Origin of the sequence: Pseudomonas kribbensis, from assembly GCF_003352185.1 — a bacterium.
In the GTDB taxonomy this organism is placed as follows: Bacteria; Pseudomonadota; Gammaproteobacteria; order Pseudomonadales; family Pseudomonadaceae; genus Aquipseudomonas; species Aquipseudomonas kribbensis.
Genome location: NZ_CP029608.1, coordinates 4,364,710 through 4,388,776, shown reverse-complemented (window position 1 = coordinate 4,388,776; position 24,067 = coordinate 4,364,710). Strand labels below are relative to the sequence as shown.

Annotated in this window: 25 protein-coding genes; 9 read left to right on the top strand and 16 right to left on the bottom strand. The window is 60.5% G+C overall.

Annotation, left to right across the window (positions count from 1 at the left end):
- Positions 1–2 precede the first annotated feature (2 nt).
- The gene (locus DLD99_RS19945; RefSeq protein WP_085710739.1) at positions 3–317 is read right to left on the bottom strand and encodes an ElaB/YgaM/YqjD family protein; all 315 of its coding nucleotides are present in this window, start codon (positions 315–317) and stop codon (positions 3–5) included.
- Positions 318–633: 316 nt separating this feature from the next.
- Between DLD99_RS19945 and DLD99_RS19940 the strand changes: the two genes are divergently transcribed.
- On the top strand, positions 634–1,842 hold the full coding sequence (locus DLD99_RS19940; protein ID WP_114884533.1) for an ammonium transporter: 1,209 nt from the start codon (positions 634–636) through the stop codon (positions 1,840–1,842).
- Here DLD99_RS19940 and DLD99_RS19935 read toward each other — a convergent pair.
- A complete protein-coding gene (locus tag DLD99_RS19935) occupies positions 1,839–3,551 on the bottom strand; it encodes a cation:proton antiporter (protein ID WP_114884531.1) in 1,713 nt (570 codons plus the stop codon). The two genes, DLD99_RS19940 and DLD99_RS19935, sit on opposite strands and share 4 nt — an antisense overlap.
- Positions 3,552–3,753: 202 nt before the next feature.
- Here DLD99_RS19935 and DLD99_RS19930 point away from each other — a divergent pair, with 202 nt between their 5' ends.
- From DLD99_RS19930 to DLD99_RS19920, 3 genes are all read left to right on the top strand, one after another.
- Positions 3,754–3,990, top strand: a complete 237-nt coding sequence (locus DLD99_RS19930) for a glutaredoxin family protein (RefSeq protein WP_114884529.1) — start codon at positions 3,754–3,756, stop codon at positions 3,988–3,990.
- A 172-nt stretch (positions 3,991–4,162) separates the two neighbouring features.
- Positions 4,163–4,480, top strand: coding sequence for a transcriptional regulator (locus tag DLD99_RS19925; protein WP_085710735.1), 318 nt, complete (start codon positions 4,163–4,165; stop codon positions 4,478–4,480).
- Positions 4,481–4,549: 69 nt separating this feature from the next.
- Positions 4,550–5,443, top strand: a complete 894-nt coding sequence (locus DLD99_RS19920; RefSeq protein WP_114884527.1) for a pseudouridine synthase — start codon at positions 4,550–4,552, stop codon at positions 5,441–5,443.
- A gap of 74 nt (positions 5,444–5,517) precedes the next feature.
- Here the strand turns inward: DLD99_RS19920 and DLD99_RS19915 are convergent, their stop codons facing one another.
- Both DLD99_RS19915 and mobA read right to left on the bottom strand, forming a co-directional pair.
- A complete protein-coding gene (locus DLD99_RS19915) occupies positions 5,518–5,739 on the bottom strand; it encodes a YgdI/YgdR family lipoprotein (RefSeq protein WP_085710733.1) in 222 nt (73 codons plus the stop codon).
- A 77-nt stretch (positions 5,740–5,816) separates the two neighbouring features.
- Positions 5,817–6,419, bottom strand: coding sequence for a molybdenum cofactor guanylyltransferase MobA (gene mobA, locus DLD99_RS19910; protein WP_114884525.1), 603 nt, complete (start codon positions 6,417–6,419; stop codon positions 5,817–5,819).
- A gap of 81 nt (positions 6,420–6,500) precedes the next feature.
- Here mobA and moaB point away from each other — a divergent pair, with 81 nt between their 5' ends.
- Positions 6,501–7,040 (top strand): molybdenum cofactor biosynthesis protein B, encoded by a 540-nt coding sequence (gene moaB, locus DLD99_RS19905; RefSeq protein ID WP_085710731.1) that lies wholly within the window; start codon positions 6,501–6,503, stop codon positions 7,038–7,040.
- Complete coding sequence (locus DLD99_RS19900; RefSeq protein ID WP_114884523.1) at positions 7,024–8,250, top strand: molybdopterin molybdotransferase MoeA; 1,227 nt, start codon at positions 7,024–7,026, stop codon at positions 8,248–8,250. The genes moaB and DLD99_RS19900 overlap by 17 nt, the downstream gene beginning before the upstream one ends.
- 42 nt (positions 8,251–8,292) lie before the next feature.
- On the opposite strand, the gene DLD99_RS29305 is transcribed toward DLD99_RS19900, so the two are convergent.
- The gene (locus DLD99_RS29305; protein ID WP_208647500.1) at positions 8,293–8,601 is read right to left on the bottom strand and encodes a hypothetical protein; all 309 of its coding nucleotides are present in this window, start codon (positions 8,599–8,601) and stop codon (positions 8,293–8,295) included.
- Positions 8,602–8,915: 314 nt separating this feature from the next.
- On the opposite strand from DLD99_RS29305, the gene yegS reads away from it, so the two are divergent.
- Positions 8,916–9,833 (top strand): lipid kinase YegS, encoded by a 918-nt coding sequence (gene yegS, locus DLD99_RS19890; protein WP_114884519.1) that lies wholly within the window; start codon positions 8,916–8,918, stop codon positions 9,831–9,833.
- Here the strand turns inward: yegS and DLD99_RS19885 are convergent.
- The 3 genes from DLD99_RS19885 to DLD99_RS19875 form a co-directional block, all read right to left on the bottom strand.
- The gene (locus tag DLD99_RS19885; protein ID WP_085710728.1) at positions 9,817–10,476 is read right to left on the bottom strand and encodes a response regulator; all 660 of its coding nucleotides are present in this window, start codon (positions 10,474–10,476) and stop codon (positions 9,817–9,819) included. The genes yegS and DLD99_RS19885 overlap by 17 nt on opposite strands.
- Entirely contained in the window at positions 10,473–11,366 is an 894-nt protein-coding gene (locus DLD99_RS19880; protein ID WP_085710727.1) for a sensor histidine kinase, read from the bottom strand. Before DLD99_RS19880 ends, DLD99_RS19885 begins: the two co-directional genes overlap by 4 nt.
- Before the next feature lie 490 nt (positions 11,367–11,856).
- A complete protein-coding gene (locus DLD99_RS19875) occupies positions 11,857–12,327 on the bottom strand; it encodes a hypothetical protein (RefSeq protein WP_114884518.1) in 471 nt (156 codons plus the stop codon).
- A gap of 452 nt (positions 12,328–12,779) precedes the next feature.
- Here DLD99_RS19875 and DLD99_RS19870 point away from each other — a divergent pair, with 452 nt between their 5' ends.
- A complete protein-coding gene (locus DLD99_RS19870; protein ID WP_085710725.1) occupies positions 12,780–13,715 on the top strand; it encodes a chemotaxis protein CheV in 936 nt (311 codons plus the stop codon).
- 90 nt (positions 13,716–13,805) lie between these two features.
- Positions 13,806–14,612, top strand: coding sequence for an MOSC domain-containing protein (locus DLD99_RS19865; protein WP_114884516.1), 807 nt, complete (start codon positions 13,806–13,808; stop codon positions 14,610–14,612).
- A gap of 71 nt (positions 14,613–14,683) precedes the next feature.
- On the opposite strand, the gene ppnP is transcribed toward DLD99_RS19865, so the two are convergent.
- The 8 genes from ppnP to DLD99_RS19825 form a co-directional block, all read right to left on the bottom strand.
- The gene (ppnP, locus tag DLD99_RS19860; RefSeq protein WP_007940055.1) at positions 14,684–14,968 is read right to left on the bottom strand and encodes a pyrimidine/purine nucleoside phosphorylase; all 285 of its coding nucleotides are present in this window, start codon (positions 14,966–14,968) and stop codon (positions 14,684–14,686) included.
- Between the two features lie 82 nt (positions 14,969–15,050).
- Positions 15,051–15,593, bottom strand: coding sequence for a 3'-5' exonuclease (locus DLD99_RS19855; protein WP_114884514.1), 543 nt, complete (start codon positions 15,591–15,593; stop codon positions 15,051–15,053).
- A 69-nt stretch (positions 15,594–15,662) separates the two neighbouring features.
- Positions 15,663–17,624, bottom strand: coding sequence for an acetyl/propionyl/methylcrotonyl-CoA carboxylase subunit alpha (locus DLD99_RS19850; protein ID WP_114884512.1), 1,962 nt, complete (start codon positions 17,622–17,624; stop codon positions 15,663–15,665).
- A gap of 68 nt (positions 17,625–17,692) precedes the next feature.
- Entirely contained in the window at positions 17,693–18,490 is a 798-nt protein-coding gene (locus tag DLD99_RS19845; RefSeq protein ID WP_114884510.1) for an enoyl-CoA hydratase/isomerase family protein, read from the bottom strand.
- Complete coding sequence (atuD, locus tag DLD99_RS19840) at positions 18,487–19,644, bottom strand: citronellyl-CoA dehydrogenase (protein WP_114884508.1); 1,158 nt, start codon at positions 19,642–19,644, stop codon at positions 18,487–18,489. Before atuD ends, DLD99_RS19845 begins: the two co-directional genes overlap by 4 nt.
- Before the next feature lie 30 nt (positions 19,645–19,674).
- The gene (gene atuC / locus DLD99_RS19835; protein ID WP_114884506.1) at positions 19,675–21,291 is read right to left on the bottom strand and encodes a geranyl-CoA carboxylase subunit beta; all 1,617 of its coding nucleotides are present in this window, start codon (positions 21,289–21,291) and stop codon (positions 19,675–19,677) included.
- A gap of 3 nt (positions 21,292–21,294) precedes the next feature.
- Positions 21,295–22,164: an SDR family oxidoreductase gene (locus tag DLD99_RS19830; protein ID WP_114884505.1), complete on the bottom strand. Its 870-nt coding sequence runs from the start codon at positions 22,162–22,164 to the stop codon at positions 21,295–21,297.
- A 12-nt stretch (positions 22,165–22,176) separates the two neighbouring features.
- Positions 22,177–23,967 (bottom strand): acyclic terpene utilization AtuA family protein, encoded by a 1,791-nt coding sequence (locus DLD99_RS19825; RefSeq protein ID WP_114886754.1) that lies wholly within the window; start codon positions 23,965–23,967, stop codon positions 22,177–22,179.
- Between the last annotated feature and the right edge of the window lie 100 nt (positions 23,968–24,067).

The window sequence follows — 24,067 nt, the reverse complement described above, 5'->3', positions numbered from 1 at the left end:
GATCAGCGCCGCGTGGCCAGCAGGCCGATCAAAAAGCCCACGCCGGCGGCGATACCCACCGATTGCCACGGGTTGGCCGACACATAATCTTCGGTGGCGGTGACCGCAGCCTGGCCGCGCTCGCGCAGAGTGTCTTCGGTCAGCTTCAGGGTTTCCCGCGCGCGCAGCAGACTTTCGTGGATCTGTTCGCGCAATTCATCAGCCTGATCACCGGCCAGCGTGGCGGTGTGTTCCAGCAACCGTTCGGTATCGCTGACCAGGGTCTGGAAGTCGTTCATCAGGATTTCTTGAGCAGTCTTTGCCTTGGTGCTGGCCATTGGGAATCTCCGTAAGTGGCTGTCTGAAGCGGCTTCTGAAACTTTCGAGTATGAGCCTTGCGTGAAGGTTCAGTACAAATGACTGGTACATCTTTTGCTGTGTCGTGGTGCGTCCTCCGGCAGCAGTGCGCTGTTGCCGGGCGCGAAGCCGGGAAATCATAGCCCGGATGACACGGGTTCAGCTCAGGACATCGACCTCGTGCGCCAAAGCGGTTCGCCGGCCCCTCGGGCTTGTGACTGCGCGGTCGCAACTTGGTGCATGAAATGTCTGCATGAACCGCTTTGGTGCCTTTTTCAGCCTTGGGTCTGCCTCTTCATGGAAAATCTGCAAAGCGCTGTGGATACGCTCGTTCATAGTTCCAACACGTTGTTCATTCTGATCGGTGCGGTCATGGTGCTGGCCATGCACGCCGGTTTCGCCTTTCTGGAGGTCGGAACGGTTCGCCAGAAGAATCAGGTCAACGCGCTGTCGAAGATTCTCAGCGACTTCGCGGTGTCGACCCTGGCCTATTTCTTTATAGGCTATTGGATTTCGTACGGGGTGACGTTCCTGCAACCGGCGGCGGTGCTCAGCGCCGATCATGGTTATGGGCTGGTGAAGTTTTTCTTCCTGCTGACCTTTGCGGCGGCGATCCCGGCGATCATTTCTGGCGGTATTGCCGAGCGGGCGCGGTTCGTTCCGCAGCTGTGCGCGACGGCGTTGATCGTGGCGTTCATCTATCCGTTTTTCGAGGGCATGATCTGGAACGGCAACTACGGTCTGCAAGCCAGGCTGGCCGCACGATTCGGCGCCCCGTTCCATGATTTCGCCGGCTCCGTGGTGGTTCACGCCATGGGCGGCTGGCTGGCGCTGGCGGCGGTGCTGTTGCTGGGCCCGCGCAACGGCCGCTATCGCGATGGCCGGCTGGTGGCGTTCGCACCGTCGAGCATTCCGTTTCTGGCGCTGGGCTCGTGGATCCTGATCGTCGGCTGGTTCGGCTTCAACGTGATGAGCGCGCAAACCCTGCAGGGCGTCAGTGGGCTGGTGGCGGTCAATTCGTTGATGGCGATGGTGGGCGGCACGGTGGCGGCGCTGATTGTCGGGCGCAATGACCCGGGCTTTCTGCACAACGGTCCGTTGGCCGGTCTGGTGGCGGTGTGTGCCGGCTCCGACCTGATGCATCCGGTGGGCGCGCTGGTCACCGGTGCGATTGCCGGCGCCCTGTTTGTCTGGTGCTTCACGGCCGCGCAGGTCAAATGGCGGATCGACGACGTGCTGGGTGTCTGGCCGTTGCACGGCTTGTGTGGCGTGTGGGGCGGCATCGCCTGCGGGATCTTCGGCTCGACCGCGCTGGGTGGGCTCGGTGGTGTCAGCCTGATCAGCCAGTTGATCGGTACGGCGTTGGGCGTTGTGGTGGCCCTGGCCGGCGGTTTTGCCGTCTACGGTTCGATCAAGGCCCTGCATGGTCTGCGCCTGAGTCAGGAACAGGAGTATTACGGTGCGGACCTGTCGTTGCACAAGATCGGCGCGGTGAGCCAGGACTAAGTCTCTTCATCTTCGGCGCCCGGGTAGAAGCCATGCAGCAGGCGATAGCGGTCGATGCGCACCCGATCGACCTTCTCCTGCACCTGGTGTGCCGGCAGACCGAGCAGAATCAAGGCGTGAGAGGCAAGCATCAGGCTTGATTCCAGCAGCTCCGGCACCACTTCGCTGGCGCCGGCGGCTTTCAGTTCGGCCCACTGGCTGTCGTCGCGGGTGCGCACGAGAATCGGCACCTTCGGATTGAGTTGCCGGGCCTCCTTGAGCACCCGCAACGCCACATCGCTTTTATCCACGGCAATCACCAGCAGCCTTGCGCGCAGCAAACCGACCGCAGTCAGCAGGTCGCCACGCGCAGAGTCGCCGTAATGCGCGTCGCGTTCGACGGTGGCTGCCTCCTGAATACGTACGGGGTCGTTGTCCAGGGCGATGTAAGGTTGCCCGGCATTGCGCATGAAGCGTCCGATCGACTGACCGACACGCCCGTAGCCGCAGATCACCACATGCTGGTCGAGGCCGGCATTGAGGGCGCTGATTTCCTCGATCTGCGCTTCCTGATTGGGTTTGCGGTGCAGGGCGGCGGCGATGCGTGGAGCCGCCCGTAGCATCAGCGGCGTAAGCAGCATCGAGCAGAACGTCGCAGCGAGGAGCAGGGCGCCGAGATCGGCGGGCATCAACCGGTTCTGCTGCATCTGCGCCATCAGGGCGAAACAGAACTCGCCGCCCTGAGCCAGGGCCAGGCCGCTGCGCCAAGCTGTTTCATTGTCGCTGCCACGCCATTTCACCAGCAGCGCCACCACTGAGCCCTTGATCACCAGCAAACCCAGGGTCATGGCGAGAATCAACAGGCTGTGGCTGGCAAACAATTGCAGGTCGATCAGCATGCCGATGCTGACGAAGAACAGGCCGAGCAGGATGTCGCGGAACGGCCGGATATCGGCCTCGATCTGATGCCGATAATGACTTTCCCCCAGCAGCATGCCGGCCAGGAAGGCGCCGAGGGCAGGGGAGAGGCCAAGCAGGTGAGTCAGCCACGCCGTGAGCAACACGATCACCAGCGCCAATAGCACGAACAGCTCGGCCGAGCGCGATGCCGCCACCTCCTGAAACAGGCGCGGCAACAGCCAGCGACTGGCCAGCAGCAAGCCAATGAAGAGCACGACAGTCTTGAGCAGCGTCAGTGGCAACGCCCAGTACCAGGCCTGATCGCTGCTACCGGCGAAAACGGGCACCAGCGTCAGCAACAACACGGCCACCACATCCTGAAACAGCAGGACCCCGACGGCATTCTGCCCATGGCTGCTGAAGATTTCACCGAGACTTCCCAGTTCCTTGGTGACGATCGCCGTCGACGAAAGTGAAAGCCCCGCGCCGAGCAGCAGCGCCGGGGTGAGGGGCATGCCCAGCAGCATCAGCACACTTCCCAGCAGCGCTGTGCTGACTAGCACCTGTTGGCTGCCCAGACGAAAAACCACCTGGCGCAGGGCAATCATTTTCGACAGGGAGAATTCCAGCCCCAGGGAAAACAGCAGAAACACCACGCCCAGCTCGGCAAGGTCCGGCAGATGCTCGCTCTCGTTGATCCAGTCGAACGCCTTCGGCCCAACCATCAGCCCGACGCACAGATAGCCCAGCACCGGTGGCAGGCGCAGGCGGCGAAACAGGGCAATCATCACCAGGGACGAAGCAAGAATGATCAACAGATTGGCAAACACAAAACACTCCGGCGGCAGGGTCAGGCTCTTCAAGCGTAGAGGCAAAAAACACCGGAGCATGCTGTAAAACGCCTTTGCGCGGGCTGATTTGAGTCAGCGTTTTGCGAGGACAGAACCGCTCGATGGCTCGAGGGCTCTGATGGGTCGACGGGTTCACAGGTCAGGCCTAAAATGGCCAATCAAATTTTGGGATTGAACGCGCATGCTTCCTGAATGCCAGTTGTTCGGCACCCTGGGGTGCCATCTGTGTGAAGTCGCTGAAGCCGAGCTGATGCCGTTCGTCGAGCATGGACTGCTGGTGGAACTGGTGGACATTGCCGACGACGAGTCCTGGTTCGAGGCCTACAGCCTGCGGATTCCTGTGCTGCGCAGGACTGATACTGGGGCCGAGTTGGGCTGGCCGTTCAGCGCCGATCAGGTTGTGGCATTCCTGCGTTAGCCTTTTCCCTCGACATTGTTCCGTCCTGGCCATTCATCGCGACGCTCATCGATCCTTGGCACTTGCGGGTTTATTCGGTTACTGTATGCGCATACAGTAATAGAGTGGGCTCGCCGTGCTGTGTCCTTCCGGGGCAACGGGTATGGCAGTCAGGACGTATGAGGGATGAACCGTGGTCAATGTCGAACAGTTGAAAAGCAGCGTGAACCGGATGTCGGTTGATGTGGTGCACGACGCCGTCCGCGAATTGCGTCTGGACGGTCTGGTCACGGAGGGCAAGACGCCTTTCAACAAGCTGCATTTCAATACCTGTTTTGCTGAGATCGAGGCGTTGTTCCAGCGCGCCGGCTATCACAAGCAACTGGATGTGGTGGGTTATCAGGGATTGTTATACGCCTTGTACGACCCGGGTCGCTGGGAGGCTGTCGATGTACTGCGCTGGCTGAAGGAGTTCACCGAGGCGGCGGCACTCAAATCGATCCCCGCCTGATTCTGCGCTAGGTCTGCTGCGCCCGGTGTTGGATAATGCCGCTCTGCTTTGAGGGTTCGAGTTCTCCGTATGTCCAGCACACCAACATTTTCTGCCGCACAGAATCAGGCCAGTACGCTTTACCTGCCCCCGGGCGACTGGCGGACGGTGTTCGATTGTCTGTGTGATCACTTCAGTGCCATCGGACGCGATCAGTGGCTGGACCGGATTGCCCGAGGCCGTGTGCTGGATGGCGAAGGCCAGCCGATTGCGCTGGACCTGCCCTACAAGGAAGGCCTGCGCATCCATTACTTTCGCGAAGTGCCGGATGAAAAGCCGATTCCGGTGGTCGAGTCGATTCTCTACGCGGACGAACATCTGGTCGTCGCAGACAAACCCCATTTCCTGCCGGTAACGCCAGCGGGGGAGTATGTGGAACAGACGCTGCTGCGCCGGTTGATTCGTCGTCTGGATAACCCGCACCTGGTGCCGCTGCACCGAATCGACCGGCACACCGCCGGGTTGGTGATTTTTTCGGCCAATCCGCAGACACGTTCGGCGTATCAGTCATTGTTCCCGACACGGCAAATCGAAAAACGTTACGAAGCGATCGCTGCTGCATTGCCGGGGCTGGATTTTCCGTTGGTGCACAAGAGCCGTATGGTCGATGGCGAGCCTTTTTTTCGCATGCAGGAAGGTCCCGGTGTCAGCAACACCGAAACGGCAGTGGAAGTACGGGAACGGAACGGCGACCTCTGGCGTTACGGTCTTTATCCGGTGACCGGCAAGAAACATCAGTTGCGGGTGCACATGACGGCATTGGGTGCGAGCATCTGCAACGATCCGTTCTATCCCGAGGTGTTGAAGGACGTCGAGGACGATTACACCAAACCGCTCAAGCTGCTGGCGCAGGGTTTGCGGTTTATCGATCCAGTGAGGGGGCAGGTGCGTGATTTTGAAAGCCGGATCACGCTGGACTGGTGATCTGTCGCGCCATCCACATTCTACCGCCCACGAAAAAGCCCGCATCATGCGGGCTTTTCTGTATCTGGCGTCGCTTACAGTTCTTTAACGGTGCGAACCTGATCTTTGTTGATGCGAGTCTGCTTGCCGTCCAGTTGTTCGAATTCGTAGAAGCCCGAATCCTTGTCGTATTTAGGCGAGTCGACGGCCTGGATTTCGCGACCGTCATTCAAGGTGATCACCGTTGGCGAAGCGCAACCGGCGAGGGTGGCCAGGCCCAGTGCGAGCATGAAAGTGGCGAGAGTCCGTTGAGTCATGTGTTTGTCTCCGAAGGGAATTCTTTTGGTTACTGAGCTGTAGACGTATGCAAGGCGTGAGAGTTCCTTGAATGCGGTCAGTCTGACACAGTGTTATGAGAGCTTAACAGTTCCGGGGTATTGAGATTGGCCAGCCGTGGGTCGTTGTCCGGGCAAATCAGGGCCTGGGCGCCAAGGCTGCGCATGAGCCGGCCAGGGCTGCGTTCCCCTTCGTGCCAGGCCTCTTCGAATGCGGGCAGAAGCGCCACGGGAATTACGCAAAGCAGTGGTTCCCAGTGCTCGTCGTGACGCAGCATCAACGGGCTTTCAGGGTGCAGGCTGGCGGTCTCGCGCATGCTCTGTAACAGGGGAAGATCGATTCGCGGTACGTCGCACGGCAACACCAGCAGATGGGAATGGCGAGCGGCTCGCAAACCGGCACGGATGCCGGCCAATGGTCCGGGAAAGTCTTCTTCGTCGTCCGTCACCAATTGATCGGCGAAGGGCGCATAGCGCTCGCGATTACGGTTGCAGGAAATGATCAGATCGTCGGTCAACGGGCGAACCTTGCGCTGCAAATGAGCGATCAGCGGTTCCCCGTGCCATTCAATCAGTCCTTTGTCCTGGCCACCCATGCGTTGACCACGCCCGCCGGCCAGCAGCAGCACGGAGCAGGGGGACAGTTGCGTATTCGAGGTCATGGCAGCTCTCCGCAGGTTCGGCGAAAAAATGGGGCGCTGTGATATAACACCGGGCTGTTTCTCCTACAACTGGATGAGCCTATGAAAGCCAAGGCTGATGTACCTTTTGCACCGCTCAATATCGCGGTATTGACGGTCAGCGACACCCGCACTCTGGAAACCGATACTTCCGGCCAGGTCTTCGTCGACCGTTTGACCGCTGCCGGTCACAACCTGGCGGAGCGGGTATTGCTCAAAGATGACCTGTACAAAATCCGCGCGCAAGTTGCCCACTGGATTGCCGAAGACGTTGTGCAAGTGGTGTTGATCACCGGAGGCACAGGCTTTACCGGTCGTGACAGCACACCCGAAGCCGTTGCGTGCCTGCTCGACAAGCAAGTCGATGGTTTTGGTGAGTTGTTCCGACAGATTTCGGTGGCCGATATTGGCACTTCCACTGTGCAATCCCGTGCACTGGCTGGACTGGCCAACGGTACGCTGGTCTGCTGCCTGCCGGGCTCGACCAATGCGGTTCGTACCGGTTGGGATGGCATCCTGGCCGAGCAGCTGGATTCGCGGCATCGCCCGTGCAATTTTGTCCCTCACCTGAAACAGGCGGCTCCTTGTGAATCCCGCGGGTAAGCCTGGCAAGACCGGCAGCCTGATGCCGGTCGAGGTGGCATTGGCGCGTCTGCTGGAAATGGCTGACGTCTCGCGTATCGTCGAGTCCGAGTATCTGCCATTGGCGCAGCTCGAGGGGCGGGTGCTGGCGCGGGATATGGTTTCGACACTGGATCTGCCGCCATGGCCCAACAGTGCCATGGACGGGTATGCCTTGAACCTGGCCGACTGGACTGGTGAGCCGATGCCGGTCAGTCAGAAGATTTTTGCCGGCCAGGCGCCTGAACTTCTGGAACCGGGGACCTGCGCGCGTATCTTCACGGGGGCACCCGTTCCGCCGGGCGCCGATTGCGTCGAGATGCAGGAAAACGCCGTGATCGAGGCCAACGAGCGAGTTCGGTTCACTGAGCCCATGGTGTCGGGGCAGAACGTCCGCCCGCAGGGGCAGGAAACCACGGTGGGCGAATTGATCCTGTCCGCGGGAACCCGGCTCGGTCCGATCGAGCTGGGGTTGGCTGCGTCTTTGGGCTGCGCCGACCTTGATGTGATCCGCAAGCCCCGAGTGGCAGTGCTGTCCACCGGCGATGAGCTGGTTGAACCGGGAACGGCACTGGGGCCGGGACAGATTTACAACAGTAATCGGGTGGTGCTGTGCAGCTGGTTGCAACGTTTGGGCTGTGAGGTGCTGGATGCCGGGATTCTTCCGGATGACTTGCCCACCACCCGTGCACGTCTCGGGGAGCTCGAAGAGGCCGACTTGATACTGTCGACCGGTGGCGTATCGGTTGGGGAAGCGGACTTCCTCGGCGTCGCGCTGAGGGAGGAGGGGGAGCTGACGCTGTGGAAGCTGGCGATCAAGCCCGGGAAGCCTTTGACTGTTGGTCATTTCCGGGGTGTTCCGGTTATCGGTCTGCCTGGCAACCCCGCGTCGACCCTGGTGACTTTTGCCTTGCTGACCAAGCCTTATCTGCTGCGTCGTCAGGGTGTGCAAGATGTAGAGCCTCTCAAGTTTCCAGTCCCGGCTGGATTCGTCTGGCCCCAGGCGGGCAATCGGCGTGAATTCCTGCGGGGGCGTCTGGAGCAGGGGCAGGCAACTATCTACCGAAACCAGAGTTCAGGCGTTCTGCGTAGCGCCGCCTGGGCTGATGGATTGGTAGAGGTGCAGGAGGGGCGTACCCTGGCCCAGGGAGACATGGTGCCCTTCATTCCCCTGAGTGACCTTCTCGGCTGAACATCGTAATGCAGGCCCAACGCGGGCCTGCATTTCTGTAAGTCATCGGCTGATCAGTGTCACGAGCTGGTCAAAGCGACTATTGGCAACCCAGCCCAACAATCCAAGGACCACCGCTGTGGCACCTGCGGAGTAGGCGAGACGGTGTTTGATGGCTTTGACGTCTCCTTTCACTTCGTCCATGTCACGGCGGATGTATTTGATGTGGGTTTCCAGTTCGGTGACACGAGGGTCCATAAGGGTTTCTCCAGTGTTTTTGGTGCAGCTGTTGAATTCGGCTTTTTGACTGGCACGACTGTTGGAGAGGGGGGCAACCGGACTCACTGCCACTCTTGCTTCATGGCTGTGCATGGAAACCCCCGCCTGCTGCCATGAGTTTCTGCTGGCAGAAACCGCAATTCGAATGATCGAAAGACCTGATGAAGTAATGACTCATTACCTGCACATCCTTGTGTTATCGGGTTGAAGATTGTTGCTGCCGACACACGGTGTACCAATGGTCGAGACTGGTCAATTGAGCCGATTCCTTACATTTCGTACGAAAAAATACCGGCCTGTAGGACGAGTTAGACGGGACTCAGGAAATACTTGGGATTGCGGTGGCTCTTTTGCGTGCCGTGGAGGTCAAGATGTCCCGAACTGATTTAATAACGGGAGTGGCCAATATGGATGAGCGCAGGGCATTGTTGATTCTGCATGGCAAGCAGGCACTCAACGAAGCGGTTCGCGCCGCTGTTGAACGCAAGCGCGGGCAGGGCTGGGAACTGGCAGCGCGCCTGACGTGGGAAGCCGGCGATGCGCAGCGCCTGGTGGAAGAAGCGCTGGCTACCGGATACGGGACAATCATTGCCGGCGGCGGCGATGGCACCTTGCGCGACATCGCCGAGGCCCTGGCGGCTCACCCGGGCAAGGCGAGTCTGGTGCTGTTGCCGTTGGGGACCGCCAATGATTTTTCCCGCGCGGCCGGTGTTCCTCTGGAACCGGATGAGGCACTCGATTTGCTTGACGCGCCAGCCTGTGACATCGATCTGGGGGAGGTGGGCGGGCAGATATTCCTGAACATGGCCACGGGCGGGTTTGGCAGTCAGGTCACTGCCAATACTTCGGAGGATCTGAAAAAGGTGCTGGGCGGCGCGGCCTATCTGTTTACGGGGCTGTCGCGATTCAGTGAGTTGCACGCTGCCTATGGCGAATTGCAGGGGCCGGACTTTCACTGGAGCGGTGAACTGCTCGCGCTGGGTATCGGTAATGGCCGCCAGGCGGGCGGAGGACATGTGTTGTGCCCGGAGGCACTGGCGGATGACGGCCTGCTGGATATCAGTATTCTGCCGGCACCACAGGAGTTGGTTGGTACGCTGAAAAACCTGCTCAGCGACGGATTTGGTCTTGATAACATGTTTGTCCGCACGCGTTTGCCGTGGGTCGAAATCAAGGTCGCTGAAGGACTCTGCATCAATCTCGATGGTGAGCCGCTGGAAGGCGACAGTCTGCGGTTTGCGGCGCGTCCGGCGGCATTGCGTGTGCATTTGCCGGAGAACTCGCCGCTGTTGGGCAGGACGCGGCGGGTCAGTCGTCCAGACTGATGATCTGTTCACGCACGGCAAACAGTACCAGCCCCGCCACATCGTAGATCTGCAGGCGTTTCATGATCTGCGAGCGGTGGGTTTCCACAGTCTTGATGCTCAGGCCCAAACCATTGGCGATCTCACGGGTGGACTTGCCGCGAACGATCAGGCGCAGGATTTCCAGCTGGCGAGCCGTCAGGTTGTGTGAATCGGCGACTTCCGGTTGCAACTTCTGATTGCGTGTCAGGGCCTGGTTGATCACCGTGTGGGCGATGGCCGGGCTCAGGTAGCGTTCGTTGTTGCGAAGGGCTTCCAGTGCGTGTTCGAGCTCGGTGGCCGTGGTGTCCTTGAGCAGATAGCCATGAGCACCGGATTCCAGTGCCTGCATGATCAGCGCAGGGTCGGTGTGCATCGACAGAATCAGCACTTTGCTGTGCGGACGAACCCGTCTGAGCCGCTGCAACGCCTCCAGGCCGCCGGTTTCTCTCATGGAAATATCCAGCAAGACGATATCGGGGTTCAGTTGCTCGACCATCTCGAGCAATTGCGAGCCGTCATTGGCCTCACCGATTACCGCATAACCGGGAATATCCAGCACCAGAGCGCGCACGCCGGCTCTGATCAGCGAGTGGTCATCCACCAGAAGTAAGTTACAAGTCAACGCATAACCTTATTCGTACTGGCCCGCTCGAGTGCACGGGGCGCCCAGGGGAATAGTGCTTCGATTTGAGTGCCTTTGCCCGGTTCGCTCGTCACGCTCAGGCTGCCGCCCAGTTGCTCGATCCGTTCGGCCATCCCGGCCATGCCTCGTTGTCCTTCACGACCGGGATTGGCGGCCGGGGCAAACCCCAGACCGTCATCGCTGATCAGCAGGGTCAAGCCTTGGGGAAGGCGTTGCACGCGGATCAGCAGGTTCTTGGCCTGCGCATGTCGCAGGATGTTGGTCACGGCTTCCTGAGTGATGCGGAAGGCGGCGACAGCCATTTCTTCGGGGATACCGTTCAAACGCTGCTGACAGTCCAGGCTCCAGTGAACCGACGTATTGGCCAGTGTCTTGAGCAAATGCGCACGCAGACTGGCTTCCAGCCCGAGGCTGGTCAGCTGTCGTGGGTTGAGAATGGCCGAAACGTCGCGGACTTTATTGAGGGTTTCCTCAAGGGTGTCGCAGAGTGCCGAACATTGTTCCTGAAGGTCCTCGGGCAGACGCCGTTTGAGCCATTCGCTCTGTAACTTGGCGGCGGTCAGCAACTGGCCGATATCGTCGTGCAGTTCGCGGCTGAGGCGATGGCGTTCGTTTTCCTGGACTTCGAGCAATCGATCGGCCAGCTCCTGGGGCTGGAACTTGATCGACTTGCGTGACAGGCGATGCTGGGTAAAGACGCAAGCGGCGGCTGCCATGTTGAGCAGCAGCAGGCCAAATGACAACGGTGCGGAAAGGCAATAAGTCAGCAGACTGCCCAAAGCTGCGCCAATGCAAAGCGTGAGCGTGAACCTGCGCGCGTTTTCTCGGGAGGGTGGCCATGTGGCGATTGACTTGAGGCTGGCGTACATAGCGGATGGAGCCAATGGATGTTCGCTGCGGGCAGACCGGTCAGAGTGGCTGGCGGTCTATGTCTGAAAATCTGTGATTCAGGTTGTTGGTTTCAATACGGCTCAGTGATCGATAATTGACTGCCAACTTTGAGGCAGACCGATCATTGAAATCACTGTGCCATTAAGTGAAAGCAACTAACGCGCGGCATAATACCACTTAACATACCGTTGGTCGCGTTCGCCCTATATGTCCAAAGAGTCAGGAAATACGCCATGTTGGACGCGAGTTCCATAATGGAAAAAGTTGATTTATTGGAGTCGATAATTATCGATGACACCTGAAGTCTTCAGTTTTTATACACAGGTAAACCCTGACTTCAACGGTAGGCATTCTGCATGTTGAAGCGTAATTATTTATTTGGAGATGTCGCTGGCAGGCATGAGTTATTCAATTGCGACATTCGATGGCTCGAACTAACAGGCTCCAACAGGCCCGGGGTGCACTCGATTACGCTTGTCGCTCCGAGTAAGACACGAGGGACAAGGGTTTGGCACTGAGCGGCGGTTGAAACTGGCTCTGCCCAACCTGGAAGGCGAACGCTTCGATGAGGGACGTCTGCTCGCTTTCGTCCAGGCTCAGCTGGCCGGTGCTCTGGTCGACCAGCTCAAGTTGCCAGGCCATCAGGGTGAAGCAGTCTTTCAGGGCGTCGAGTGCCTGGGCATGCAGGTCGACATGATCTTGCGCCTGAGTGAGCAAACCGTGCAGGTGCAGGCAGAACTCGGAGACTGCCACCAGTGCCAGGGCATCGGCCTTGTTCGCCAGTTTGAGCAGGGTGCTGAGCATGCAATCGATTGCGTCCTTGTCATTGCTGATCAGTTGCAAATGACTCAGGCACTCTTCGGACTTGGCCAGGAGCGTTTCAGCCTCGACAAGAAAATCGGGGAACCGCTGCGCCCACTCTTTACGGTCGTTCGGCATGCTTATCTCCACAACGTCATGTCTGATGAGCGAATGTCGTGTGTGTCGACGATCATGAACCGTCGTGAGATCGCGCCCTGCGGTGCCGAGGCTTTTGACAGGGGTTTCGAGAGGGTGAGTTTCCACTGACCTGCGATCGCACACAAAAGCCTGACTCCGTTCATGCAATGAGAATGGCGTCACATTAATGGCTATTGGATATTGCGAACATCAGGTTGGGCCTGATTGTTACTAGGGGAATCCCTTAGACACGGGAACCTACGGTGCAAACCGAGGTCGCGCCGTAGAGAATGTAGCAGATGAAATCACGGGGCCAGTAAAGCATGATGTTAATGTGACATCAATGCCTACTCATGGCATTTTGTAGGTGATTTGTATGGGGATCAAGATTGGCCGGAATCCGCCGATAACCCCCTTTAATGAATTCACCAGAACAAGCCCAGGAGTCATTGATGGCCGGCATTCTCGATACGGTAGACCAACGCACGCAACTGGTGGGTGAGAATCGCCTGGAAATTCTCATGTTTAGGCTGGCCGGGCGCCAATTGTTCGCGATCAACGTGTTCAAGGTTCAGGAAGTCCTGCAACTACCGAAGCTGACCCTGATGCCGCAACGTCACCCGTTTGTCTGCGGTGTGGTCAACCTGCGCGGCCAGACTCTGCCGGTGATCGACCTGTCCCAGGCGATCGGCATGCGCCCGCTGGTGCCGGGCCCCAACAGCACGATCATCGTTACGGAATACAACCGTTCGGTGCAGGCCTTCCTCGTCGGTGGTGTGGATCGCATCGTCAACATGAACTGGGAAGCCATCCTGCCGCCGCCGACCAGCGCCGGTCGTCAGCACTACCTGACCGCCATCAGCAAGGTCGACGATCAACTGGTGGAAATCATCGACGTCGAGAAAGTCCTCGCCGAAATCGTCCCGTACAACGCCAAGGTTTCCCGCGACAAACTCGAAGACCCGGTCCTGGAGCGTGCCCGCGGCCGTGAAGTGCTGTTGGTGGACGATTCCAATGTGGCCCTGTCGCAATTGCGCGACACCCTCGGTCAGTTGGGCGTGAAGATGCACATCGCCAGCGACGGTCTGAAAGCCCTGAACATGCTCAAGGCCTGGGCCGACACCGGGGTCAACATGACCGACAAGCTGTTGATGATCTTCACCGACGCGGAAATGCCGGAAATGGACGGCTATCGCCTGACCACCGAGATCCGCAACGACCCGCGTCTGCGTGGCCTGTATGTGGTGTTGCACACCTCGCTGTCCGGCAGCTTCAACGACTCGATGGTGAAGAAGGTCGGCTGCGACAACTTCCTCTCCAAGTTCCAGCCGGACAAACTGGTCGATGTAGTTCGTCAGCGTCTGATGCTCGACGAAGTACCGGCCTGATCAACTTGTCGAGGCTGACCCGGCGTCAGCCTTTGATTCGGCGACAAAGCTCGTATAGGGTGGCGTTTTTCACCCACCAGGGAGCTGGCCATGCTGCGTCTGAGCGCGCTTTATCGTTACCCGCTGAAATCCGGCAAGGCCGAGGTCCTGCAAGGGATCGGCCTGGACAAACTGGGGCTTGAGGGCGACCGACGCTGGATGCTGGTGGACGAGGCCAGCGGGCGCTTCCTGACTCAGCGTGCCGAAGCGAAGATGAGCCAGTTGTCCGCGCTGTGGAATGCCGACGGTGGCCTGACCCTTGATGCGCCGGGGCATTCGGCAATTGATATCGCCTTGCCCGGTAACGAAGCCGAACTGCGCGGCGTGACCATCTGGCGCGACACCTTGCGTGTGCCGGATGCCGGTGAAGAAGCGGCCCGCTGGGTCAGCGAATTCATCGGCAAGCCGACCCGACTGGTGCAAGTACCACTGGACCGCGCCCGCACGACCCAGGCCGGGTACGGCAACGATGACGACCAGGTGGCCTTTGCCGACGGTTTCCCGCTGCTGTTGATTGGCGAGGCGTCGCTGCAACATCTATCGCAGGAAGTCGGGCGTCCGCTGGAAATGCTGCGGTTCCGGCCGAATCTGGTGATCGAGGGCAGCGAGGCGTATGCCGAGGATGGCTGGAAGCGCATTCGCATTGGCGATGTCGAATTCCGCGTGGTCAAGTCGTGCTCGCGCTGCATTCTCACCACCATCGACCCGAAAACCGGTGAGCGCAGCGCCGACCGCGAGCCACTGGCGACCCTGCAAAAGACCCGCGCACAGGCCGACGGTGCGATGTTCGGGCAAAACCTGGTCAACGACAGCAATGGCCGCCTCGAAGTCGGGATGCCGGTAGAAATCCTCGAATAACCGGCCCTGAAACGAAAAATGCCCGTGTCCAAGGACACGGGCATTTTTTATTGCCGCAGGAAAGCTTGGTTTCAGCCGCGGTATTCGCACAGGTAAGCGGTGTCGACGGCCACTTTCAACTGGAATTTGCTGTTGGCCGGCACGTTGAACTGGCTGCCGGCGGCGAAGGTTTCCCAGTCGCTGCTGTCCGGCAGTTTGACGGTCAGTGCGCCGGACACCACGTGCATGATTTCACGCTGGCTGGTGCCGAATTCATATTCGCCCGGGGCCATGACGCCGATGGTCGCAGGGCCTTCGGCAGTGCCAAAAGCGATCGACTTGACGGTGCCGTCGAAGTACTCGTTGACTTTAAACATGGGCGATTCCTCTCGAAAAGGGCTTAAAAAGGGTCAAAAAGGTCGGCCAGTATGCACAAGGCTCAAGGCGCCGTCACCTGCGCTAGAGCGGCAGCACCAGCGGCAATAATCGGGCGGTATTGCGCGCATCTTCCAGTGCCCGGTGTTGCTGCCCGGTGAACTGCATGCCCGCCAGTTGCAGGGCGCCATTGAGTCCCAGGGGCCGTTCGAGGCGTCGGGCCTTGGCAAAGCGCTGTTTGAGGTTCATGTGCGGCACACGGCTCAGCGCGCTGTCGAGTTGCAGGCGCTGCCATTCCTGAAGCAATTGCTTGCGGTCGTAATCACCCCAGCTGGCCCAGCCTTCAAGGCGAGTCTGATGCTGAGCGAGCCAGCGCTCGAACGCCGGCCAGACCTCGCTCAGCGGTTGCGCCGCGTCGATGTTGGCCTGGGTGATGTGTGTCAGCTCACGACAGAATGGCGTCAGCAGTGGCCGACGCGTCGGTTTGACGAAGCGTTGAAAGTGATCCTGCTCGCGACCGGTTCGATCCACCAGGGTGGCACCGATTTCGATGATCTCCATTTCCGTAACCGGCCAGCCACCTTCATCGGTGGTGGCTTCCAGATCAATGACCAGCCAATGGGGCATCGCAGGGTTCCTGATTTCCGCGTCCTGATTATTCAGAGCGTAGTCAAACCTTGCGGATGCGCGCGGTGACTACTCGACCTGCAACAGAACCTGACGATTTTTCACCTGATCGCCGACCTTGACCTGCACCCGCTTGAGCACGCCATCGATGCCTGCCTTGAGCGGGTGCTCCATTTTCATTGCTTCCAGCACCACCAGCAGCTGGCCTTTACTGACCGGGCTGCCTTCGCTGACAAGCACGTCGATGATTGCGCCATCCATCGGGGCTTTCAAGGTGCCGGTGCTGACGCTGGTCTGACTGTCGATCACGGCGTGAGTTCGATTCACCAGACGCAGGCTGCCGGGGCGGGTGAACAGCCAGAGCTGGTCGTCGTGCAGGCGATAGACGTGGCGCTGGCGCAGGCCTTCGATTTCCAGGGAAATCGAGTGTTGGCCGTGTTCGGTGAGCTTCAGTTCGAAGGCTCGTTCAGAGACCTGTATCCGAACGATGCCATCCGGGGCGGCCAGTAATTGCACGCTCCATTCCTGATCTTCAAGACCCAGGCGATAGTGCAGCGGCGCGCCGGCATTGTTGCGCCAACCGGCCAACGGTGCGCGATGCGAACCCGCGGCAGATTGATAGAACAGCAACGCCGCGATCGCGAGTTCTTCCGCACTCGGTGTATGGGCATGCAGGCATGGATGGTCGGCGAAGTGATGCGGGATAAACCCGGTACTGAATTCGCCGCTGATGAACTGCGGATGCTGCAACAGACTGGCCAGCAGCCGTTGATTGCTCTGCACACCCAGCAGCACGCTGTCCTGAACTGCGCACAACAGCTTGCGCCGGGCCTCTTCGCGGGTCGCGCCGTGGGCGATCAGTTTGCCGAGCATCGGGTCGTAGAACGGCGAGATCGACTGACCTTCGATCAGCCCATGATCAACCCGCGCTCCCCGATCCAGTGCCGGTGCCCAGGCTTCGACACGGCCGGTCTGCGGCAGGAATCCCTGGGCCGGGTCTTCGGCATAGAGTCGCACTTCCATGGCGTGGCCTTCGAGTTTGACCTGCGCCTGGTTCAACGGCAGAGGCTGACCCTCGGCAACCAAAAGCTGCCACGCCACCAGATCCAGGCCGGTAATCAATTCGGTTACCGGGTGTTCGACCTGCAGCCGGGTGTTCATCTCCAGAAAGTAGAACTGGCCGCGGGCATCGAGCAGAAACTCCACGGTGCCGGCGCCCACGTAGTTCACCGCGCGTCCGGCCTTGAGCGCTGCTTCGCCCATCGCCTGACGCAGTTCTTCGGTCATCACCGGGCACGGTGCTTCTTCAATGACTTTCTGGTGGCGACGCTGGATCGAGCAGTCCCGTTCGCCGAGATAGATCAGATTGCCGTGCCGGTCGCCGAACAGCTGAATCTCGACATGGCGCGGTTCGATCAGGGCCTGTTCGAGGATCAGTTCGTCGCTGCCGAATCCATTCAAGGCTTCCGAGCGAGCCGTGCGCAATTGCGCCGGCAACTCTTCGGCGCTGTGCACCAGCCGCATGCCGCGTCCGCCACCGCCGGCGCTGGCCTTGATCATCAGCGGATAGCCGATGCGCTCGGCTTCTCGTGTCAGGGTCGCGTCGTCCTGCTCGGCGCCTTGATAGCCGGCGATGCATGGGACGCCGGCGGTGAGCATGGCGATTTTCGACTGGCGTTTGCTGCCCATCAGTTCGATGGCTTCAACGCTGGGGCCGATGAAAGTCAGGCCGGCCTGTTCGCAGGCCCGGGCGAACTCGGCGTTTTCCGAGAGGAAGCCATAACCGGGATGGATCGCGTCGGCACCGCTGCGCCGGGCGGCGTCGAGAATTGCCGGGGAGTTCAGGTAGGACTGTTGAACCGGCGCCGGGCCGATGTTCACCGCTTCATCCGCCATTTGGACATGCAGCGCATCGGCGTCGGCGTCGCTGAACACCGCGACCGTGCGATAACCGAGGGCCTGGGCGGTGCGCTGGATGCGGCAGGCGATTTCACCGCGGTTGGCGATCAGGATTTTATGGATGGCGGGCATGGTGGTTTTTCCTGAATGTTGGCGGTGGATTGAAGGGCCTCATCGCGGGCAAGCCCGCTCCCACAGGGTCAGGTGCTCCATCCGGGTTTGCGCTTTTGCACAAACGCCATCGTGCCCTCGATGCCCTCGGCACCGGTCACCGCTTCGCTGAAACACTGCGCCGCTTCATCCAGCAGTTCGCTCGATGGCTGGCCGGCACTGGCCAGCAGCAGCTTTTTCGTCACGGCATTCGCTTCGGGGGCGCAACACAAGACGTGATCGAGCACTTCATCCAGACGCTCGGCGAGTGCCTGCGGATCCTGTTCGACAAAGTGCACCAGCCCCAGCCGTCGAGCCTGATGACCATCGAATCGTGCAGCGGTCAGGGCCAGGCGACGGGCTTCGGTGAGGCCGATACGCTGCACCACAAACGGCGCGATCTGTGCCGGCAACAGGCCAAGACTGGTTTCCGGCAGACCGAATTGCGCCTGATGATCGGCCATCGCGATATCACTCACGCACGCCAGCCCGAAACCGCCACCGAGTACCGCGCCCTGCAGCACGGTGATCAGTACTTGCGGTGCGTGCTGCGCCTCCTCCAGCAGCGACCCGAAAGCACGGTTCAACTCGCGATAGGCATCTCTGCCCTGGGCGCGAGCGTTGGCCATGTCCTTGATGTCACCGCCGGCACAGAAATGCCCGCCGGCGCCGCTGAGCACCAGGGCGCGCACGCTGCGGTTATCGCGCACAGCAGCAAGCACTGCGCGCAGTTCGGCGACCATTTGCAGGCTCATGGCGTTGCGGCTTTCCGGGCGATTGAGGGTGATGTGCAGCACGCCGTTATGCGGCTCCAGCAACAGCGTCTGGCAAGCGGGCAAGGCGCTCATTTCTTTTTCCCCGGCAGGATGCCCATCAGTTTGCAGATGATCCCCAGCATGATTTCGTCGGCGCCGCCGCCAATCGATACCAGCCGCACGTCGCGGTAAGCGCGGGCCACCGGGTTGTCCCACATGAACCCCATGCCGCCCCAATATTGCAGGCAACTGTCGCTCACCTCACGACCGAGGCGCCCGGCCTTGAGTTTGGCCATCGAGGCCAGCCGGGTGACGTCCTGGCCTTTCACGTATTGCTCGGTGGCCTGATAGACCAGCGCTCGCAGGCATTCGATTTCGGTCTGCAATTCGGCGAGGCGGAAGTGGATCACCTGATTGTCGATCAGCGCGCTGCCGAAGGTTTTGCGTTCCTTGCAGTATTCGATGGTGCTGTCGACGCAGTATTCCAGACCCTTGATCATGTTGGCCGCACCGAACAGGCGTTCCTCCTGGAACTGCAACATCTGCATCATGAACCCGGCGCCTTCATGGCCGATGCGATTGCGCTGTGGCACGCGCACGTTATCGAAAAACACCTGGGCGGTTTCCGAGCTGCGCATGCCGAGCTTGTCCAGATGTGAACTGAGGCTGATGCCCGGCGTGTTCATCGGCACCATGATCAGCGATTTGTTGACGTGCGGTTTGTCGTCCGAGGTGTTGGCCAGCAGGCAGATGAAGTCGGCGCTTGGCGAGTTGGTGATCCACATCTTGCTGCCGTTGATCACATAGTCGTCGCCGTCCTTGCGCGCGGTGGTCTTGAGCCCGGCGACATCGGAGCCGGCGCCGACTTCCGACACGCCGATGCAACCGACCTGTTCGCCGGTGATCGCCGGGCGCAGGAATTCGTCGCGTAGCTCATCGGAGCCGAAGCGGGCGAGGGCCGGTGTACACATGTCGGTCTGCACGCCGATGGACATCGGAATGCCGCCGCAGTGGATGGTGCCGAATTCTTCGGCGGCGACGATCGAATAGCTGTAATCCAGGCCCATGCCGCCGAATTTTTCCGGCTTGGAAATCCCCAGCAAACCGAGGTCGCCGGCCTTGCGGAAAATCTCGTGGATCGGAAAGCGCCCGGCCTTTTCCCATTCATCGACGTGGGGGTTGATCTCGTGCTCGACGAACTGGCGAACGGTGCGGCGCAGGGCTTCGTGTTCCGGGGTGAAGATCATTTTTATTGTTCTCCTTGAGGTCCGAGGCGGTCAGAAGCGGCTGACGCCGAAGCTGTTGGGGGCCAGCGTGCGGATGCCGGCTTCGTGGCAGATGTCCAGCAGGTAGCCGAGCAGGGTGCGGGTGTCGCGCGGATCGATCAGCCCGTCGTCCCACAGGTTGGCGCTGCCGTAGAGGGCGGTGGACTGGCTGTCGAGTTTCTGCGCGGTGACCTGTTCCAGCATGTCGAGCATTTTCGGGTCGGGCACCAGGCCGTCCTTCAACTGTTTGGCTTCGGTGACGATGCGCAACACTTTGCCTGCCTGGGCGCCACCCATCACCGCGGTGCGGCTGTTGGGCCAGGCGAAGATGAAGCGCGGATCGAGCCCGCGTCCGCACATCGCGTAGTTGCCCGCACCATAGGAGCCACCGACCACGATCGTCAGTTTCGGCACCCGCGCATTGGCCACGGCCTGGATCAGTTTCGAGCCGTGCTTGATCACGCCGAGCTGTTCTGATTCGGTGCCGACCATGAACCCGGTGGTGTTGTGGAAAAACAGCAGCGGCGTCTGGCTCTGGTCGCACAGCTGAATGAACTGCGCCGCCTTGCTCGCACCATTCGGAGTGATCGGGCCGTTGTTGCCGATGAAGCCGCAGGCGCGGCCCTGAATTTTCAGGTGACCGCAAACGGTCTGCTGATCGAACTCTCCCTTGAACTCCAGGAAGCGCGACTCATCGGCGATCCGCGCGATGATTTCGCGTACGTCGTAGGGCTTTTTCGGGTCGTCCGGGATCAGGCCGAGCAGTTCGTCGATGGGGTACAGCGGCTCTTTGAATTGCGGCTCGGGCAGCCATGGGAGCTGCTCGTTCCAGTTCAGCAGGCTGACGATTTCCCGCACCTGACGCACACCGTCGGCATCGTTTTCGGCCAGGTACTCGGCGGTGCCGGCGACTTGCGCGTGCATCTCGGCGCCGCCCAGTTCTTCGTCGGTGGCGACTTCACCGGTCGCCGCTTTAAGCAACGGCGGGCCGGCAAGAAACAGCTTGGCCTTGCCGCGCACCACCACCACGTAATCCGACAGCCCCGGCTGATATGCACCGCCGGCGGTGGCCGAGCCGTGCACCACAGTGATCTGCGGCAGACCCATAGCCGACATCCGCGCCTGATTGGCAAAGCTGCGTGCGCCTTCGACGAAAATCTCCGCTGCGTAATTGAGGTTGGCGCCGCCGCTCTCGGCGAGGGTGATCACCGGCAGTTTATTTTCCTGGGCGATCTGTTGAAGGCGCAGGGACTTTTTCAGGCCCGAAGGGGAAATCGTCCCGCCCTTGATCGCGCTGTTGTTCGCCACGATCAAGGCGCGCACACCGGACACGTAACCGATACCGGCGATCAAGCCGCCACCGGCGGAGCTGCCGTCCTTGTCGTCGTGGAGTTTGTAGCCGGCCAGGCTCGCCAGTTCGAGGAACGGCGCGCCGGGGTCGAGCAGCAGGTTCAGGCGTTCACGGGGCAGCAATTGTCCGCGCTTGTCGAATTTCGGTTTGGCTTCGGCAGCCTTGTTCAGCAGGTTCTGTTCGAGCTGCTGGACTTGCTCGATGGCGGTGAGCATCGCCGCGCGGTTGCGAGCGAAGGCTTCGCTGTGCGGGTCGAGCTGGGATTGAATGACCGGCATGGCTTACTCCTTGTCCTTCAAGACGTCTGGCATATAGGCCCGGTGGAAGCCGTTGAAGGATTCGTTGTGGGTCGTCTTGTGCAACGGCCATGCGCGACTGCCCAGGCTGGCAGCGCCGTCGATGCGCAAGGTGCTGCCGCTGATAAATGCGGCAGCCGGGCTCAGCAGAAATACAATCGCGGCGCTGACCTCCGATTCGGTGCCGATGCGCTTGAGCGGCACGTGTTCGCGCAAGGTCGGGATCACGGCCTTGAACGCGCCTTCATAGGTGTCCATGCCGCTGGAAGCGATCCAGCCCGGCGCCACCGCATTCACCCGAACGCCGGCATAACCCCATTCGAACGCCGCGGTCTTGGTGAAGTTGTCCATGCCCGAACGCGCAGCGCCGGAGTGGCCCATACCGGGCATGCCGCCCCACATGTCGGCGAGCATGTTGACGATGCTGCCGCCGTGTTTGCTCATCGACTGGTTGAACACTTCCCTGGCCATCAAAAAACCGCCGACCAGATTGGTGCGCAGCACGGTTTCGAAGCCTTTCTGATTGATCGAGGCCAATGGCGACGGGTACTGGCCGCCGGCATTGTTGACCAGTCCGTGGATCGGCCCGTGTTCGCGGATCAGCTCGCTGACCAGCGCTTTCACCGCGTCTTCGTCGCGAATATCGCAAGCCTTCCAGTGCGCTCGACCGCCGTCTTCGGCAATTTCGGCGGCGACAGCTTGCAGCTTTTCCGGCTTGCGTCCGACCAGCACCACGGTCGCCCCGAGCGCTGCCAGTTCATGGGCGGTGCAACGTCCGATGCCGCTGCCGCCACCGGTAACGATCACCGTCTGGCCGCTGAACAGATCGGTCCTGAAAATCGATTCATACGCCATGGTGCCAATCCTCTAGTCGAACTGTTCGGCGATGCTCTGCGGCACCGGTATCTGGATTTCCAGCAATTGCTGGGCGAAGGCTTTGCCCTGCGGGTCGATGCGCAGGCTCGCTACACCACCGCCACCGAGGGCGTTTTCCAGCAGGAAATTCAGGCTGTGAGTACCCGGCAGATACCAGCGTTCGACCCGGCCATGAATCGGGTCGAGGACATGACTCATCCAGTCGACCACCACCGCCGGGGTCAGCGCTTCGGCGATCCACGGCAGGTATTCCGGGCGACGCGGCATCACACCGACGTTGCTGTGATTGCCCTTGTCGCCGGAGCGCGCCACCGCCAGTTTTACCAGCGCTACGCTGGCGTCGGCGCGGCCCTGAGGTTTGGGCGTTTCGTGGGGCAGGGGAAGATCCTGACTGTCGAGTGTGGCCGAGGCGGGCAGGGCAAACGGGTGACGCTCGCCGTCGATGTCGATCTGCAAGCTGCAGGCGCTTTTGTCGATCAGGAACGAGAACAGCCGGATCAGCGGATAAACCGTCGGCCGTCCGCCGACGATGCCGGTCAGGCCCGGCGCCATGCCGGTGGCGGCCTGGGCGATTTCCCGGGAGAACAGGACCAGGGCCTGTTTGTTCGGGTGGCGCACGGCGAGTTTGATCACCACTTCGCGGCTGTCCCGGCGCTGGCCGTGGGGGCCGTAGGTGGCTTCGCTGCCGAGCAGTTCGATATGGGTTTCGGTGTAAGGCCCGAGGCCTTTCTGGCCGAGCATTTCCGAGGTCTTGTCGATGATCGCCTGACTGACGCGCCGGGCTTTTTCCACCGCATCGATACCGGCGATCAGGCAACTGGCGGTGCAACGGAAGCCGTCCGGGTATGTCGCGCTGACCTTGTATTTGTCGCTGGGTGGCAGGCCTTTCGCACCGTGGACCCGAACTGTGTTTTTGCCTTGTTGCTGGAGTTTGACCTGGCTGAAATCGCAGACCACATCGGGCAACAGATAGGCCTGCGGATCGCCGATTTCGTAGAGCATCTGTTCGCCGACGGTCAGCGGCGCGACCAGTCCGCCTGAGCCTTCGGGTTTGCTGACGATGAACTGGCCGTCGGTGCTGACTTCGACGATCGGGAAACCGATGTGTTCGTAATCCGGCACGTCGCGCCAATCGGTGAAATTGCCGCCGGTGCACTGCGCGCCGCATTCGATGATGTGCCCGGCCAATGCGGCCTGGGCGAGTTTGTCGTAGTCGTGCCACGACCAGCCGAATTCATGCACCAGCGCTGCGCTGACCACCGCGCTGTCGACCACGCGACCGGTGATGACGATGTCGGCGCCCAGACGCAGGGCTTCGACGATGCCCGGGGCGCCGAGGTAGGCGTTGGTCGACACGCACATCGGCGGCAGCGGGGCGCCGCTGAACATTTCCGTGATGCCTTGGGTGGCGAGTTGTTTGAATTGCGGTTGCAGGTCATCGCCCGACAGCACGGCGATTTTCAGCGCCACACCGGCCTTGTCGCAGGCCGCTTGCAGCGCGGCGGCGCAGGCCTGTGGATTGACCCCGCCGGCATTGCTGATGACGCGAATTTTCTGTACCGCCAGTTGTGGCAGCAGAGGCGTGAGGACTTCGATGAAATCGCCGGCAAACCCGGCCTGCGGGTCCTTCATGCGGGCGCCGGCCATGATCGACATGGTGATCTCGGCCAGGTAGTCGAACACCAGATAATCCAGCTGTCCTCCGGCCACAAGCTGCGCGGCGGCGGTCGAGGTGTCTCCCCAGAATGCGCTGGCGCATCCGATGCGAACCGTGGTGGGCATTTTCATCTCCGACTCAGCAACCTGTGACAGAAGTGTATCGAGGCTACCAAGCAAGCGCTTGGTTTGTAAACAGGCGAAATTATCTTCTGCCCAAGCGCTT